Source organism: Bacillus taeanensis, assembly GCF_003318295.1.
Taxonomy (GTDB): Bacteria; Bacillota; Bacilli; order Bacillales; family UBA6769; genus Maribacillus; species Maribacillus taeanensis.
Genome location: NZ_QOCW01000003.1, coordinates 165502 through 181650, shown reverse-complemented (window position 1 = coordinate 181650; position 16149 = coordinate 165502). Strand labels below are relative to the sequence as shown.

The window sequence follows — 16149 nt, the reverse complement described above, 5'->3', positions numbered from 1 at the left end:
TAAAAGAGGGCTTCTCCGCCAGCTTAACTATTAGAAAATAATAATTGATGCTTTCTCCAGGTACAATGGTAGCTGGAGTTTTTCCTTTTAGAATCCTATTTTTCACTATGCTAGAATGGTTTAAAGAAGAAAAAGTGGTGAAATACAAGTACATATAAAAATGTTAAAGGGGGAAAACAATGAGTATTTTTGCTTCGGATGCATTAAAAAATGAACATATCTTAATTAACGGTGCAACAGGTGGAATTGGCTGTGAAACGGCGAAAACAATCGCAAAAATGGGCGCGAAAATAACGGTTACAGGTAGAAGTGAAGATAAGCTGCAAAACTTAAAAAGGGAACTAGATAAGCTTACATCTTCTGAGATGATCTATGTTCATAAAGCAGATTTAACAGACAGCAATGAACGTGAGCGCTTAGTTAGTGAATCAACAGAAGCTTTAGGGAACATTACTGGACTTGTAAATTCGGTAGGAATCACGTGTGGTTCAACGGTTGATGAGTTGTCAGAAGAAGATCTATTTAACGTGATGAATGTAAACTATACATCTGTTGTGTTATTAACACAGCTCGTTTATAAAGAAATGTTAAAAGAAAAAAGAGGCGCAATCGTCAATATTTCCTCACTTTCAGGACTAAGAGGGACATATGGAAATACTGCGTATGCCGGTTCAAAATTTGCGATGATGGGTTTTACCCAGTCAATGGCAGTGGAAGCGATTCAATCAAACATTCGTGTCAATGCTGTGAATCCTGGCTTTGTTGATACAAAAATGGGACGGGATGCGATTAAACGAAAAGCGCGAAGAAACGGTATAACATATGAAGAACAGCTAAAAAATGTAGAAGCAGACATTCCTTCAGGACGTATTACAAAACCAGAGGAGGTTGCAAACGCAGTTTCGTTTTTACTAACAGAAGCAGCAGGGAATATTGTAGGAGAATCTCTTAAAATTTCTGGTGGGGTTGTGATGAGATAAAGAAATAAATCCTTAGAAAAAGAATTCATTTTTGAAATTTTATTGGAGTTGTAATAGAAGTGCCTGTTTCTTTTAAAAGAAACAGGCTGTTTTTTTAGTATAAACCGCCTTATCTTTGAAAGAAGGATTATATCAAACTCCAGATATTAAAAGATTTATAAATTTTTTTGTTGACGTTTTCAAAAGAATTGTTTATACTCATATGTAAGTTCAATTATGTAAAGCTTTACATTTTATATTTACATCCTTTTAATAAAAGGATATTATTTTATTTAAAAGTGTAAAGCTTTACATTTAATAAAAGTTCTGTTTTTTATTTAAGCTAAAATGTAAAGGTTTACAATTAAGGAGGATAATGATGAATTATAAGCAGCAGGCACAAGAGATTTTAGAAGCTATAGGCGGGAAAGAAAACGTAGCAGCAGCTGCACATTGTGCGACGCGTTTAAGACTTGTTTTAAATGATGAAGAAAAAGTGGATCAAGAGAATCTCGACCATTTAGATGTTGTCAAAGGAACGTTTGCAACAGGTGGGCAATTTCAAATTATTTTAGGCACGGGTATCGTTAACCACATTTATAAAGAGTTGATTTCCTCAACAGGGTTAAATGATATGTCAACAAAAGATGTAAAAGAGGCAAGTACGAAAAAGCTAAATCCGATTCAACGCTTTGTTAAAATGCTTTCTGATATTTTTGTACCAATCATTCCAGCCATTGTGGCGGCAGGTTTGTTAATGGGAATTAACAACTTATTAACAGCTCCTGATTTATTTGTCGAAGGAAAATCATTGATTGAAGCAAATCCGGAAATGGCTGATCTTGCGGCACTTATTAATACCTTTTCAAATGCAGCCTTTGTATTTCTTCCAATCTTAATTGGATTTTCTGCAACACAGCGCTTTGGGGGAAACGCTTATTTAGGAGCCGCGCTTGGGATGTTAATGGTCCATCCTGATTTGTTAAACGGTTGGGGCTATGGCGGTGCTCTTGTACAAGGAGAAGTACCGGTTTGGAATATTTTTGGATTTGAGATCGAAAAGGTTGGATATCAAGGGACCGTACTCCCTGTACTGGCAGCATCGTATATTTTAGCGAAAGTAGAACAAGGATTTCGTAAAATTACACCATCTTCGCTTGATACACTGTTAACGCCGTTATTATCGATTTTTGTTACAGGAATTTTAACCTTTACGTTTGTAGGACCTGTTACACGTTCAGCAGGTAATGTATTAACAGATGGTATTATTTGGACATATGATACAGCTGGTTTTATTGGTGGTGCCATTATGGGCTTATTATATGCACCAATTGTGATTACAGGAATGCACCACAGTTTTATTGCAGTGGAAACACAATTATTAGCAAATATTGCTAAAACTGGCGGTTCATTTATTTTTCCGATTGCGGCGATGTCCAATGTGGCCCAAGGAGCTGCTGCACTTGCTGTCTTTTTCGTTACAAAAAATGCAAAAATGAAAGGAATTGCTTCAGCATCAGGAATTTCAGGATTACTTGGTATTACAGAGCCCGCGATGTTTGGCGTAAACTTAAAGCTTCGTTATCCGTTTTTTGCGGCAATTGCAGGTGCTGCTGTCGCTGCCGCATACATTACCTTTAATAAAACATTAGCTGTCGCGCTTGGTGCAGCTGGTCTTCCAGGTATTATCTCGATTCAAGGGAAGTCAATTTTTCACTATATTATCGGGATGGTATTGGCGTTTGCTGTCTCATTTCTGTTAACACTTTTCTTATCAAAACGCTATGAGCAAAAGAACAAACAAAATGAAAGTCATGATACGAATGCAGCATAAATCTGAAGGTGATGGGAATGTCTCAATAGGGTCTGACACTATGCTTTTGAGACATTCCCGTCAAGTTCTTCATTCTTTTTAAAAGGGGACATTTTTAATGGAATGGTCAAGAAAACAACGTTACAGACGTATTGAAGAATCAAAGCCAAGCGAGATGATTACATTAAAAGAAAAAATTGATTCCTGTCCATGGCGTCAACATTTCCACATCCAACCTGAGACAGGACTATTAAATGATCCGAACGGCTTTTCCTATTTTAACGGGGAATATCACTTATTTTATCAATGGTTTCCGTTAGGTCCAGTCCACGGCTTGAAATATTGGTATCATACAAAATCAAAAGACTTGGTCCATTGGGAAAATGTTGGAGTAGGAATTGAACCCGACAAGTATTATGAAAGCCATGGCGCATTTTCTGGAAGTGCGATTGAATATGAAGGAAAATTATATTTAATGTATACCGGAAATACGCGTGATGAAAAATGGATAAGACATCCGTATCAATGTTTAGCAGTAATGGATAAGGAAGGAAATACTGAAAAGCTTCCTCATCCTGTTATTTCACATGTTCCTGAAGGATATACTGATCATTTTCGCGATCCGAAAGTGTGGAAAAAGGGAGATTTCTTTTATGCGATTATCGGGGCACAGCGTGATGATGAAACAGGATGTGTTGTGTTGTATCGCTCGCAAAACTTAAAAACGTGGGATTTTGAAGGTGAAATGGAGGTTCATAAAAGCTTACAAGAGTTCGGGTTTATGTGGGAGTGTCCTGATTATTTTGAACTTGATGGTAAAGGTGTCTTAATCTTTTCACCACAAGGAATTCAATCTGAGGAAGATCGTTATCAAAATATTTATCAATCAGGTTATGTATTAGGAGATCCGATGAAGTATGAACCGCCAGTATTTCAGGATGGAAACTTTATTGAATTAGACCGCGGATTTGATTTTTATGCACCGCAATCAATGTTGTCACCTGATGGAAGACGTCTTTTGATCGGCTGGATGGGTCTTCCGGAAATTGAATATCCAACTGATCAAAACGGCTGGGCGCACTGCTTAACATTGCCGCGTGAACTAACTGTAAACAATAATAAATTGATTCAAAAGCCGGCAAAAGAACTTCAAGCACTGCGAAAAGCAAAGAGTGAAATAGAAGATATACTTGAAAATGAAGTGAAAACGTACAGCGGTTTTGAAGGAGAAACATATGAGTTAATTTGTCAGTTTGAAAAAGGATCTGCTGATGAATTTGGTGTTTTTCTTCGTGTTGGAGAAAATGAACAGACAGTTGTAAAATATGATGCTGGCGGGAAAAAGGTAATCTTTGACCGCTCCCATTCTGGTGAGCAGGTTGGTGAAAGTTATGGGACAGTAAGAAAATGTTTACTGCATGAAGAAAAGATTACGTTTCAAATTTTCGTTGATTCCTCTTCAGTTGAAATTTTTGTGAATGATGGAGAAGAAGTATTTACAGGGCGGATTTTTCCGAAAACTGAAAGCCGAGGTATTGCGTTTTTTGCGAACGATGGTTCTGTAAAAGTGAATGCTGCGAAATGGACGTATAATTAAAATAGTTTCTTCAACGCGTTTGTTTTTTGTATAATAGCTGTAGTAAGTTTAGGCGGTGTTGTGGCATATGAAGAAAGAAATTAATATAACAGAAGTCGCAAGGAAAGCAGGCGTATCGACTGCAACAGTATCGAGAGTCTTTAACAATTCTGGACCAGTAAAGGAAAGTACAAGAAAAAAAATCGAAAAAATTATTGAGGAAACGGGCTATCGCCCTAATATTTTAGCGAGGGAACTAGCAGACAAGAAAACTCATTTAATCGGGCTAATTGTCCATGATATGAGAGGGGAAGGAATTCCCCGCTCGATTACCGGTGTAAGCACTGTACTAGAAGAAAACGGCTATAACCTTCTTATTGCATGTTCAAACGGCAATATCAACAGCGAAATAAAGCATTTTGAAATTTTTCGTTCAAAGCGAGTTGAAGGGATTCTTTTTGCGACAAAAGAGTTTAAAAAAGAGCATCGTGAATTAATTAAAAGTTTACCAATTCCTGTAGTAGTCATGCTTCAAGATACAGAGAAAGAGCAAATTTCATATGTAACCTTTGACAATTATAATTTTGGAAAAGAGTCTGCCCAAAAATTAATTGATCTTGGCCATAAACAGTTTGCTGTTGTGGGAGGACCTATGCATTCGGTAAACTCGGAACAGCGAAAAAAAGGAGTACTCGATGCTGTTTCAGAAAACGGCATCGCGATTTCCCCATTATTGATCCGACATGGCGATTATTCGATTGAAGAAGGTTACATTCAGACAAACAAAATGTTAGCGGCAGGGACATCATTTACAGCTTTAATTGCGATTAACGATGGAATGGCGATCGGGGCTGTTAACTGTTTGCAGGACCATGGCATTCGTGTACCGGAAGAGGTGTCTGTTTTAGGGCTTGATGACACCGTACTTGCAAAAGCGTCAAGATTAGAACTTTCAGGTGTTTATTATTCCTATTCTGAACTTGGAAAAGAAAGTGCCCGGCTTTTATTAAAACAAATTCAAGCAGATGAATTTCAGTTTGATAAATATATTGTGCCCTACACGATTAATCTTCGCGAAAGTGTTGCAAAGCGGAGGCACGTGTAGCAATTAATATTAGGTTTATTCTTTTATATACTTTATAAAATTGAGCTCCCTTACTTTAAATCTTTAAAGTAAGGGAGCTCAAAACATATATCAGACAGATGATCGGCCTGCCATTTCGAGAGATTAAGAGGTCACCTCCTTTGCTCCCAATGATAAGAACATCTTTTGAGCTCTAAATTCCTTTAAAAGGAGTTTTTTATTATGCTTCTAGAGACTTATTTGACTGCCAAAGTTGAGTTATGAATATTAGGTGATTGACTTTTTAGAATTGGCATATACATGGATGAGCAAAGATGAAAGAGGTCGATTGTATATGATTACAAAAGAACAATTGAACGGATTTGAAATATATACATTGCAAAACGAGAATCTTAATGTCTTTTTGTGTCCGTCACTCGGCAACAATCTATTTAGAATATGGGATAGACGCATGAAGCGTGAAGTGCTGCGAGAGCCTCCTAATCTGAAAACGCTAAAAAAAGAACCGATTTTTTACGGTATACCTGTTTTATTCCCGCCTAATCGAACTCGTTTCGGTCGTTTTGAATTTCAAGGAAGAGTATATCAATTGAACATTAACTGGGAGAACAAGCATAATAATCACGGATTTCTTGCTCGGCATCCATGGAAAGTCGACTCCACTATGCAAATAGGGAGTCACCAGTCCATCACTTCAACATTTGCTACAATTGATTTCCTCGATGTTCTGCAGCAGTATCCTCATGACTTGCTTTTTATCATGACATACGAGTTAATGGGGAGTAAACTAACCCAAAAAGTAAGTATTACAAACCGCGGCAAGGTGACGGCTCCTGTCGGATTCGGGTTACATCCATGGTTTCGTATTGATCATGAACCGCAAAAATGGACGCTAAAGCTTCCTGTTTCCTATGAATGGGAGTTAGATTCCGAACTGATGCCAACTGGAAGGTTGTTAACTTTGGGACCTTACGAATCGTTAACTAAAGGAATCAATTTACAGGGTCTACAAATTGAGAAATTGCTTCAAATCGGCAATCGCCCCCATGAAGCAGTGCTTTCCAAAAAAGGCTATGAGATTCGCATTCAAACTTCCGATTTATATCGGTACTGGCTCCTTTATACAATGGGAATGACTGATGAAGTTATTAGCATAGAACCTTATACTTGGGTAACCAATGCGCCAAATCTGGATTTGCCTCCTGAACTAACCGGAATGAAAGCCCTTCAACACGGTAAAACGATACACCTTAAAGTAATCATCGATATTGCTTACACATAAAAATTGAAGCCAATATTTTCAAAAATGCTTAAAAGCACTGACCATATCAAGTTAGTGCTTTTTTCTCTATACAGCCTTCATACATCATTTTACCAAAGCTCTTTATTTCGAGATGTTCATTATTTTATATGAATATATACCTGTTTAATATTCGAGTGAATTTCATAATTTTAACTCTTTTACTTGAAGAAGTTCAAGAATTATTTCCTTATTATAGAATTTATTCCAAGAAAATAATTGGATTCTAAAAACATATGACATTTTTAAAAGATGTTAGAATTTCCGATTTTATAAATAGGTTTTAAAATAAGAAGTGTAATCAAGATAATTACTAACACACTAAATCAACACAGGAGGGACTGATATAAAAAGACAAATGTAACCGCTATCTCTTTTTGAGGTGAAAAGTCAATCTTTTAAGTAATTGTATTGTAAGCGTTATTATAAGTATCTTTATTGTTTAATTGTTTAATTGTTTAACCGTTTCAAGCGTTAATAAATTAAATGAAGGGAGCATTAAAAAATGAGAAAAAAATTAAAAAAGTTTTTAAGCCTTTCAATTGTTTTAGTGATGATGGCAGTTAGTGTGTTAGGTTGCAGTCAAAAAAATGAAAGCTCTGAAGGTCCTTCCGATAGTCAAGGAGGCGGTTCTGAAGTCACGATTGATTTTGCGATTCATGTTGCAAATCCAAAAGATCAAGAGCCAGCTTTTTATCAAACCGTTCAAAAATTCATGGAAGAAAATCCTGATATCACAATTAATTTACAAGGTACTGACCAAAAAGAACATATTAAAAAAATAAAAATGATGGCTCAATCCGATACTCTACCAGATATTTTCTGGATGTTACCAGCTTCAGCGAAAGAGCTTGAAGAGGCAGGGATGCTTCTTGATTTAACAGACTTTCTAAATAATAACTCTGAAATTGTTGAAAAGTTCCATACAAATATGCTTGATACTTACAAGCTTGATGGCAGCCAATTTGGTCTTCCGTATCAGCCTTTAGTTACAGGGCTTTGGTATAACAAAGCATTATTTGAAAAATATAAGGTAGAACTTCCAGAAACGTATGCAGACTTAATAGAAGCGGTAAAAACGTTTGAAGAAAATGATGTCGTTTCCATTGCAAAAGGTTCTAAAGATCCTTACTCAGTATGGGCATTTTTAACGATGTTATCGAGATATGGATACTTTGACAAAATCGATCAAGTTCTTGCTGGAGAAGAAAGTTACAATAACGAGGATTTCGTAAAGTTTTATGAAAAGATTGCAGAGTTAAGAGACTTAGGAGCATTTCCAGACAACGTATCAACTTTAAATTACTTCCAGGCTGTTGAAATGTTTTCAAGTGGCCAAGCAGCAATGCTTGATGCCGGAGTATGGGAGACGAAAAGATTTGAAGAAAGCGCGATGGCAAACGATGTCGGCTTCTGGTGGGGACCAACATTCTCTGATGGTGTAGGAAATCAACAAATCACTTCGATCGTACCAGCGGCTCCGTTAGTGGTAAATAAAAAGGTAGAAGATAATGATGCGAAATATGAAGCAGTCATGAAGTTCTTGAACTTTTATTACAGCGAAGATGGCGCACAAATTATGTTAGATAATCAAGTTCCTCCGATGATTAAATTTGAAGGGGAAATCGATGAAGAGAAACATCCTGTATTTGCAAAGGTTGTGGAGCAGATGAACAAGCCGGACTGGGAAAGTCAACCGAACCAACCAGATCTTATTGTATCAGAGCCTGTCGCCAATGCGATGTATGACAGTATTTATGGCGTTATTAACGGAATTTATACACCGGAACAAGCGGTGGATGTAGTAGCGAAAAAGATTTCTGAACAGTAAATTTGGAACACTTATCCTGCCGTACTGTATAACTTGCGGCAGGATAAAAGAAATAACGTAAATTTGATTTTCGTCCAGTAATCAAAACAAGGAGGGGTGAAAATGATTTGGCTTAGTAAAAAGCGATATATCTCTTTTATGCTGCTGCCTTCATTGGTTGTATATTCAGCTTATCTTATTTTACCAGTAATTATAGCGTTTTATTATAGTCTTACGAAGTTTTCAGGAATTGGCAAGCCGGAATTTATCGGGTTAAAAAATTATCTGCTCCTCATGCAAGACCCATTCTTTTGGACTTCTTTAAAAAATACAATTATCGTTTTAGCGGTTACATTACTGATTTTAGTACCTAGTTCATTTTTACTCGCATTGCTTCTGATTAGGAAGGTGAAAGGTGGAAATGTATTAAAAGCTTTGAACTTTGCACCTGCTGTAATTGCGCCTATTCTTGTAGGGTTAATTTGGGTATTTATTCTTGATCCTGAGATTGGATTTGTGAACGTCTTCTTACAAAAAATAGGGTTAGAAGAGCTGGCATTTAAATGGATTGGCGGAGAAACTCTTACACCATACTCGGTGGGTATTGTAGAAAGCTGGCGGATTTTAGGGTTTATCGCAACAATATTTTTAGCTGGGTTAACTACTATTCCTCGCGAAATTTATGAAGCTAGTGAAATTGATGGTGCTAATAAGATGCAGCAGTTAATTTTTGTTACGATTCCTATGTTGAATGAAACATTCAAAATTAATGTGATCCTAATTATTACATTTTGCTTTAAAATCTTTGAGACTGTTTTACAGCTTACAAATGGAGGACCTAACCATCTTTCTGAAGTGCTTGTAACTTATATGTATAATGTAACCTTTATTTCAAGTGAATATGGATATGGTATGGCGGTTGCTGTCGTTACATTTATTATCACGATTCTATTTACTGGCATTTACATGATGTTTACGAAAAAAAGAGCTGAAAATTAAAGGAGGTGAGAGTAATGAATCACGTTGAGGAGCAAAGTCGAACAGATAAGATGATCATTCAAGCTGAAGAGAAAAAAGTTAAAAGAAAAATAGGATCATATGCGCTTATTTACGGAATTACCTTTATAGTGATGCTTCCCTTTTTATGGATGATCCTATTATCTTTTAAGACAAATAGTGAAATTTTAAATAGTCCTTTCGCTTTACCAGCAAGTTTTAGTTTTGAAAACTATCAAAAAGCAATTGAAACACTTGATATTCTCTTAATGTACAAAAATACCTTTATTATCGCTATTGTGACAATTGTGGTGGAGATTATTATTACGTTTATGAGCGCATTTGCGCTAAGCAGAATGATATTTCGATCGGAAAAATTAAGAGGAGGACTTACTTATTTCTTGTTACTAGGGTTAGCGATCCCACCTTTTATCCTGTTATTTCCGGTATATCGAATTACAATCATGTTTGATTTGATGAACACGCATGCTTCCCTTATTTTACCGTACATTGCAACATCTATTTCGTTTAATACGCTGCTGTTTACAGGGTTTTTAAAAGGCTTTCCAAAGGAACTTGAAGAAGCCGCGATTATTGATGGATGTAATTTATTTACTCTTTGTAAGTCAGTTGTTTTTCCAATTATTAAACCGGTTGTGGCAACGATCTTTATCTTTAATGTGCTTTATGTATGGAATGAGTTTCCGTTTGCCGTTACGTTAATTAGCAGTGATGCATTAACGACTGTTCCGCTTGGTATCTCAGAATTTAAAGGAAGATGGAGCATCGATTACGGCGGCATTATTGCTGCAAGTATATTAGTAATGATTCCGCAGTTAATCTTCTACGGTTTTTTCCAAAAATACATTATTGAAGGAATGACTGCTGGTGCAGTTAAAGGATAAAAACGACTTTAGTAATAACTGCTGACGCAGTTGAAAAATAAAAAACTATTTTATGGAGGAATAAAACTATGAAAACAATGTCAAAAGCAAACACTACTATTTCAAATGGATTCATGCAAAATTTAACAAGACATGCTGATGTAAGATCAGCAAGACTTTCAAGCTCTGATCAAACAGGAAGAAACCAAGATTACTGGTTAATTCCACCAAATGAGTCAGTTGTATTAGGTGAGATTGCAGGACCAGGCTGCTTAACGCATTTTTGGATGACATCTTTCTGCAGAAAAATTATGGGGCCAAGTATTGTTGATCCGGTTTTAGGAAGTAATGTAGCGCCTGTTAATGAAATTCATAATGCATTAGGAGTGACTTGGGAGGAGCAGGATCCTTTCTATTACCGAAAAGCATTGATTAAAATTACTTGGGATGATCAAGATACACCGAGTGTATTAGCGCCATTTGGAGACTTCTTCTGTGTCGGACATTCATTACCAGGTAACTTTGAATCAGCACCATTTAACGTATCTGTTAAGCCGGAAGAAGCTAATAAATTTGGTGCTCCTGCTGCCTTAAACTGCTTCTTTCCAATGCCGTTTAACAAAAAAGCTAAAATTGAGATAGTGAATGAAAATGATCTTCCATTTGGCTTATACTTCTATATTGATTATGAGTTATGCAAAGAAGAATTACCTGAAGATACAGTATATTTCCATGCAAATTGGCATCGTGAAAATCCTTGCGAAGGATGGGGAAATGATCTTCAAGTAAACAGCCCAGCAGTTCAAAGTGTAGCGAACCTAACGGGTGAAGATAACTATGTCATTTTAGAAACAGAAGGAAAAGGACATTATGTTGGCTGTAACTTATCCGTAAACCACTTCCAAGGAAGCTGGTGGGGTGAAGGTGATGACATGATTTTCATTGACGGAGAAAAAGAACCAAGCATTAATGGAACAGGTAGTGAAGATTATTTTGGACATGCGTGGGGCATGCAGAAAAATGCTTTCTTATATAATGGTTCAATTATTCATGAAAGTGAAAAACCTGGCTATCAAGTTTCATATAGATTCCATATCGCAGATCCAATTCATTTCTCTGAAAGTATTAAAGTTACACTTGAGCACGGACATGCAAATCATTTATCTGATGACTGGTCTTCAACAGCTTACTGGTATCAAACATTACCATCTCCAAAACTTGATATTCTTCCAGTAGAAGAACGAATTCCACATGTTGCAGAGATGCCTGCTGTTACTCAAAAAGCTAAAAAAGGGTTAAATAAAGAGCAGCAAAAAGCTTATGAATCTGCGAAAGAAAGAGAATTAGCATATGTGAGCGAGAAGCAAAATCAGATGGAATTAAAGTACAACAAAACAAGAGAATCTTCTTTAGGAAATAAAGAGCATGCTAAACGCGTGAAAGATTCACTTAAAGGTGAATAATTTCAAGAAGTAACTCAATAATCAGCTATTCATGAAGTTTAAAGGCTTTTAATATGAGAAAAAAGCAGGGAGTTGAAATAAATGAAAAATTCTCTAGATTCGATCAATTTAAAACACCAAGAAGCGATTAATAAAGCAAATGCAGAAATAGAAAACAAAAAAGATGAAGTTAAGAATAGTCCTTATCGATTACAGTATCATTTCATGGCCCCTACTGGCTGGATCAATGATCCTAATGGTCTTGTCCAATATAAAGGCGAGTATCAATTATTCTATCAATATTACCCATACGCTTCTAGCTGGGGTCCAATGCACTGGGGACATGCAAAAAGTAAAGATTTAGTACATTGGGAGCACTTATCTGTTGCCTTAGCACCATCAGAGTCATACGACTCTGGTGATGTACAAGGATATGGATGCTTCTCTGGAAGTGCGGTTGTAGACGGTGAAGAGCTTGTATTAATTTATACAGGACATGTTGATGATAAATCGCCAATGCAAGTTCAATGTATTGCAGCAAGTGAAGACGGCGTCAATTTTGAAAAGTACAGCCAAAATCCTGTTATTGATAACTTCCCATCTGACGGCAGTAAAGATTTTAGAGATCCAAAAGTATGGAAGCATGAAGAGAGATGGTACATGGTAGTTGGTTCCAAGAAGGATGGTAAAGGAAAAGCTGTTCTATATGTGTCTGATGATTTAAGAAATTGGGAATATAAAGGAGCTGCTGCAGAAAGTGACGGCACCCAAGGAGATATGTGGGAATGTCCAGATTTGTTTCCACTTGGTGATCTTCATGTGCTAATTGTTTCTCCAATGTACGGTACTAAAAACGAAAAAACGTTTTATGTAATTGGCGATATGGATTATGACAAAGGTATTTTTACACAAGAAACGTGTACAACATTAGATTATGGTTTTGATTTTTATGCACCGCAAACATTAGTTGATGATAAAGGTCGAAGAATTATGATTGGCTGGATGGAGAAATGGCTAACAAAAATGCCTTCTCAAGAGCATGGCTGGGCTGGGGCCATGACTATTCCAAGAGAGCTCGTACTAGAAGGAAACAAAATCGTTAAACAAAAGCCTGTATCTGAGCTATCTGAATTAAGATCAGATTATAAGAAATTAGAGGCATTTGAAGTAGAAGAAACAACGACAATTCATGAACTGCAGGAGCAAGTTTCAGAAACTATCATTGATTTTAATATTAATGAAACAACAGCTTCAGAGTTCGGCATTCAATTAAGATGTTCAGAAGATGGCAAAGAAAAAACAGAAATCCTGCTTGATCTTACTAACAAAGAGATTGTAATGGACCGTGAACATTCTGGATGCGGTGAAAAAGGAATTAGTAAAGCACCGCTCGTAGTAAAAGATGGTAGTGTTAACCTTCGCATCTTTATGGATACAACATCTGTTGAGGTTTTTGTAAACGACGGCGAGCAAGTGATTACAAATCGAATTTTCCCCGATGTAAACAGTAACAAGTTTAATATCTTTGCAAAAGATGGGAAATTAAGTGTAAACAGCATGGAATCATGGAAACTAGGTTCGGTGTGGAAGTAGAGGAGAGTGATGTTGGGACCTTTGTGAGGTGGAGGTCCCATTCCTTTTCATTATGTAAAAATGCTGGATGAGTATATGACGTTTTTAAATAAAATTAGCTAACAGGGAGTGAGGAATGAGCATGCAGTACAGTGGTCTTACAGGATTTCTATATCGTATTTCTGAATGGAGTATGCGTTTGGCTTATGTCAATCTCTTATGGATCAGCTTCACCCTTGTTGGACTAGTGCTTTTTGGATTATTTCCCGCCACTGCAGCGATGTTTGCGGTTATTCGAAAATGGGTGATGGGTGAACGAGATGTTCCGGTATTTAAAACGTTCTACCAAGCGTATAAAGCTGAATTTTTAAAGATTAATCTATTTGGATACATTTTGGCAATTATTGGCTATGTATTATTTATTGATTATCAATTTTTTGATTCAATGGAAAACTCTAGTTTGCATTTATTGTCTTATTTATTTTTAACTTTATTAATCTTTTACGGTTTATTTCTACTGTATGTATTTCCAGTTTTTGTTCATTATGACATAAAAACATTTCAGTTAATAAAAAATGTTTTTTTAGTAGCTATTTCAAATCCTTTCTCTACAGTGATGATGATTGTTGGAAGCTTGCTCGTTTTTTTTATCACATTTTCTTTTTCAGGTTTATTTTTATTTTTCAGCGGCAGTTCCTTAGCGCTGTTGTTAATGTGGTCAGCTTATCGCGCTTTTATAAAAATTGAACATCGCCTCTCAAAAATAGTGGAACAAGGTCATTAGTTCATAGAAAATCTAAATAGAAGGAATTTAATATGCATAATGTATTAACTGATCAGGAGAGATAACAATGATTCATAAATTAAGTAACCAAGTTCTTATTCATAGTTACAGTAAAGCCATAGAATTACAACTTGACACCGCTTTTATTTCTTTGTTGCAGGAAGAATTAAATAGAAGAAAGTTCACATTAAGTCAATATCTAAATCCTAGTTGACTAATAAAACTGATAGGTTAATAATCTAAAATTCAATTGGAACAAGTGAGGGATAATATGTATGATGTAACGGCATTAGGTGAATTGTTGCTTGATTTTACACCAAATGGAACCTCTGAAAATGGCAGTTTACTATTAGAAAGAAATCCTGGAGGGGCTCCTGCTAATGTGTTAGCGGCTTTAGCAAAACTTAATAAGCAAACCGCTTTTATTGGCAAAATAGGAAATGATCAATTTGGTCATTTTTTACATGAAGTATTGAAGGAAAATCATATTAATACAAATGGTTTAATTTTTTCTAAAGATATAAATACAACATTAGCTTTTGTGCATTTAGATGCAGATGGGGATCGGTCATTTAGTTTTTATCGAAATCCAGGTGCAGATATGACACTTGATAGTAAAGAAATAAATAAAGAGATTATAAGAAATTCTCGCATTTTTCATTTTGGTTCTATTTCGATGACGCATGAACCAGCAGCAGCCGCAACACTTGAAGCAGTTAAATATGCGAAGGAACAAGGGAAGATTATTTCTTTTGATCCTAATTTAAGAATGTCTCTCTGGGATACACCTGATCATGCCAAGCAAAAGATTTTGGAAGGGTTAGAATTTGCAGATGTATTAAAAATTTCAGAAGAAGAATTTCAATTTATTACTGGATATACAGACCTAGAAGAAGGAACAAAGTATTTATGCAGTCATTACGGTGTGTCACTTGTTTTTGTAACAATGGGTAAAAAAGGTTGTTTTTATCGAATTGGCGATTATACAAGCATTAAGGAAGGTTTTAAAGTAAATGCTGTAGATACAACAGGAGCTGGAGATGCTTTTTGTGGCGGTGTTCTTTATAAACTTATTGAAAAAGGAGAACACCCTTCTCAGTTAAAGGTTTTTGAGGTAGAAAATATCGCTCTGTTTGCTAATGCATTAGCAGCAACTTCTACAACTAAAAAAGGCGGCATTCCAAGCATGCCGTCATTATCTCAAGTCGAGGTGTTTTTAAATGAACTGAAAAACAGCGTTGATAGCATTGGATTATAATATTTATTTTAAAGTTTATAATACACTCTAAAGTGGCAATCGGATTTATTTCTGCTTGCCTTTTTTGTTGTGATGAAAATTATTATTATATTTCTTCATTAGATCAATTTTTTACCTTAGTTTTGAATTATTGTATTTTCTGAAAAATATATAACATTTTTTAAAAATATTAGAATTTTTAATTATATAAATACATTATAAAATAAGAAGTACTATGAAGTGAAAAGTTAGCTTAAAAATTATAAACAACATAACTGAGATCTTATAAAAAGCCGAATGAAAGCGATAACAAAAAAAGTTGGAATTTATTATTATGAACTTATAGAGAGGTTAACAATGATTTATATAAATACTTATATTGTATTGGAGAGATAAAATTGATTAGAAGAGAAAAAGAAAACAGTTTAAATCTTTTAGTTCGTTCATTGCCAATCATTATTTCTTTCCTTCTATTAATCTTTCCATTTGCACTTCTTTTATTAGGCAAGCTGTTTTCTTATGAATTTTATGATCCGGCTTCATATAAGTTTTTGCACTATCTAGGCAATTTTATAGCGTTATAATGTTCATTATTTCTTAGACGACACAATTGAAATTCGTAGTCAATATTATTTTTAACAAGAAATCTTGTACTCGATTTTTGTTGTATAATAGATACTAGGAATTACTCT

14 protein-coding genes are annotated in these 16149 nt (G+C 35.5%); all 14 read left to right on the top strand.

Annotated features, from left to right (window positions below; genetic code table 11):
- Positions 1-179: 179 nt before the first annotated feature.
- Positions 180-980 carry an SDR family NAD(P)-dependent oxidoreductase gene (locus DS031_RS04815; protein ID WP_113804790.1) on the top strand — a complete coding sequence of 267 codons (801 nt, stop codon included), beginning with the start codon at positions 180-182 and terminating at the stop codon, positions 978-980.
- Between the two features lie 358 nt (positions 981-1338).
- Positions 1339-2793: a sucrose-specific PTS transporter subunit IIBC gene (locus DS031_RS04810; RefSeq protein ID WP_113804789.1), complete on the top strand. Its 1455-nt coding sequence runs from the start codon at positions 1339-1341 to the stop codon at positions 2791-2793.
- A gap of 97 nt (positions 2794-2890) precedes the next feature.
- Entirely contained in the window at positions 2891-4369 is a 1479-nt protein-coding gene (locus tag DS031_RS04805; RefSeq protein ID WP_113804788.1) for a glycoside hydrolase family 32 protein, read from the top strand.
- A 67-nt stretch (positions 4370-4436) separates the two neighbouring features.
- Positions 4437-5453: a LacI family DNA-binding transcriptional regulator gene (locus tag DS031_RS04800; protein ID WP_113804787.1), complete on the top strand. Its 1017-nt coding sequence runs from the start codon at positions 4437-4439 to the stop codon at positions 5451-5453.
- A 268-nt stretch (positions 5454-5721) separates the two neighbouring features.
- A complete protein-coding gene (locus DS031_RS04795; protein ID WP_181833019.1) occupies positions 5722-6714 on the top strand; it encodes an aldose 1-epimerase in 993 nt (330 codons plus the stop codon).
- 523 nt (positions 6715-7237) lie between these two features.
- The gene (locus tag DS031_RS04790) at positions 7238-8563 is read left to right on the top strand and encodes an ABC transporter substrate-binding protein (RefSeq protein WP_113804785.1); all 1326 of its coding nucleotides are present in this window, start codon (positions 7238-7240) and stop codon (positions 8561-8563) included.
- 102 nt (positions 8564-8665) lie between these two features.
- Positions 8666-9541, top strand: a complete 876-nt coding sequence (locus DS031_RS04785) for a carbohydrate ABC transporter permease (RefSeq protein WP_113804784.1) — start codon at positions 8666-8668, stop codon at positions 9539-9541.
- Positions 9542-9555: 14 nt separating this feature from the next.
- The gene (locus tag DS031_RS04780) at positions 9556-10443 is read left to right on the top strand and encodes a carbohydrate ABC transporter permease (protein ID WP_245947212.1); all 888 of its coding nucleotides are present in this window, start codon (positions 9556-9558) and stop codon (positions 10441-10443) included.
- Between the two features lie 68 nt (positions 10444-10511).
- A complete protein-coding gene (locus DS031_RS04775) occupies positions 10512-11885 on the top strand; it encodes a glycoside hydrolase family 172 protein (RefSeq protein ID WP_245947210.1) in 1374 nt (457 codons plus the stop codon).
- Between the two features lie 81 nt (positions 11886-11966).
- Complete coding sequence (locus DS031_RS04770; protein ID WP_113804783.1) at positions 11967-13457, top strand: glycoside hydrolase family 32 protein; 1491 nt, start codon at positions 11967-11969, stop codon at positions 13455-13457.
- A gap of 115 nt (positions 13458-13572) precedes the next feature.
- The gene (locus tag DS031_RS04765) at positions 13573-14220 is read left to right on the top strand and encodes a YesL family protein (protein ID WP_113804782.1); all 648 of its coding nucleotides are present in this window, start codon (positions 13573-13575) and stop codon (positions 14218-14220) included.
- Positions 14221-14287: 67 nt separating this feature from the next.
- On the top strand, positions 14288-14434 hold the full coding sequence (gene sda / locus DS031_RS04760) for a sporulation histidine kinase inhibitor Sda (RefSeq protein ID WP_245947208.1): 147 nt from the start codon (positions 14288-14290) through the stop codon (positions 14432-14434).
- Between the two features lie 57 nt (positions 14435-14491).
- Positions 14492-15478, top strand: coding sequence for a PfkB family carbohydrate kinase (locus DS031_RS04755; protein ID WP_113804781.1), 987 nt, complete (start codon positions 14492-14494; stop codon positions 15476-15478).
- 377 nt (positions 15479-15855) lie between these two features.
- A complete protein-coding gene (locus DS031_RS23520; RefSeq protein WP_113804780.1) occupies positions 15856-16041 on the top strand; it encodes a hypothetical protein in 186 nt (61 codons plus the stop codon).
- Positions 16042-16149 lie beyond the last annotated feature (108 nt).

Coding starts and splice junctions, on each gene's coding strand:
- DS031_RS04815 (WP_113804790.1), top strand. CDS start 180: ATGAGTATTTTTGCTTCGGATGCATTAAAAAATGAACATATCTTAATT.
- DS031_RS04810 (WP_113804789.1), top strand. CDS start 1,339: ATGAATTATAAGCAGCAGGCACAAGAGATTTTAGAAGCTATAGGCGGG.
- DS031_RS04805 (WP_113804788.1), top strand. CDS start 2,891: ATGGAATGGTCAAGAAAACAACGTTACAGACGTATTGAAGAATCAAAG.
- DS031_RS04800 (WP_113804787.1), top strand. CDS start 4,437: ATGAAGAAAGAAATTAATATAACAGAAGTCGCAAGGAAAGCAGGCGTA.
- DS031_RS04790 (WP_113804785.1), top strand. CDS start 7,238: ATGAGAAAAAAATTAAAAAAGTTTTTAAGCCTTTCAATTGTTTTAGTG.
- DS031_RS04785 (WP_113804784.1), top strand. CDS start 8,666: ATGATTTGGCTTAGTAAAAAGCGATATATCTCTTTTATGCTGCTGCCT.
- DS031_RS04780 (WP_245947212.1), top strand. CDS start 9,556: ATGAATCACGTTGAGGAGCAAAGTCGAACAGATAAGATGATCATTCAA.
- DS031_RS04775 (WP_245947210.1), top strand. CDS start 10,512: ATGAAAACAATGTCAAAAGCAAACACTACTATTTCAAATGGATTCATG.
- DS031_RS04770 (WP_113804783.1), top strand. CDS start 11,967: ATGAAAAATTCTCTAGATTCGATCAATTTAAAACACCAAGAAGCGATT.
- DS031_RS04765 (WP_113804782.1), top strand. CDS start 13,573: ATGAGCATGCAGTACAGTGGTCTTACAGGATTTCTATATCGTATTTCT.
- sda (WP_245947208.1), top strand. CDS start 14,288: ATGATTCATAAATTAAGTAACCAAGTTCTTATTCATAGTTACAGTAAA.
- DS031_RS04755 (WP_113804781.1), top strand. CDS start 14,492: ATGTATGATGTAACGGCATTAGGTGAATTGTTGCTTGATTTTACACCA.